The sequence below is a fragment of the uncultured Virgibacillus sp. genome, assembly GCF_947495635.1.
GTDB lineage: Bacteria > Bacillota > Bacilli > Bacillales > Amphibacillaceae > Virgibacillus > Virgibacillus salarius.
In genome coordinates this window covers 1-481 of record NZ_CANMAB010000230.1, presented here as the reverse complement: position 1 = coordinate 481, position 481 = coordinate 1, and the positions used below count along the sequence as shown (strand labels likewise).

At 44.3% G+C, this 481-nt stretch carries 1 protein-coding gene; it reads right to left on the bottom strand.

The features are described from left to right. Positions 1 to 481, bottom strand: a 481-nt coding sequence (locus Q1A47_RS20610) for a dipeptide/oligopeptide/nickel ABC transporter ATP-binding protein (RefSeq protein WP_299632763.1), incomplete at both ends; no start/stop codon positions are given.

Below are 481 nucleotides of genomic sequence, written 5' to 3'. Positions count from 1 at the left end.
ACCTGTGCTTGAATAGAAACATCCAGTGCCGAAATGGGCTCATCGGCAATAATTAATTCTGGCTCTACGGCAAGTGCTCGCGCGATACCAATCCGTTGACGCTGCCCACCACTAAACTCATGAGGAAAGCGGCTCGCATGCTCTTTATTCAAGCCTACCACCTGTAGTAATTCTTCTACTCTCGCCTTCCGTTCTGCCTCGTTATTTACGAGATGATGGACATCCAAGCCTTCCGCTATAATATCCATGACTGTCATACGCGGATTTAACGATGAGGATGGATCCTGAAAAATCATCTGCATTTTTCGATTAAATTTAAGCAGATCCTTCTTCGACTTCTTCCCATGTACATCCTCGTTATTAAACAGTACTTGACCACTTGTGGCCTCATATAAACGAATGATTGTTCTTCCCGTTGTCGACTTTCCACAGCCAGATTCGCCTACTAATCCAAAGGTCTCCCCTTTATAAATATCGAAAG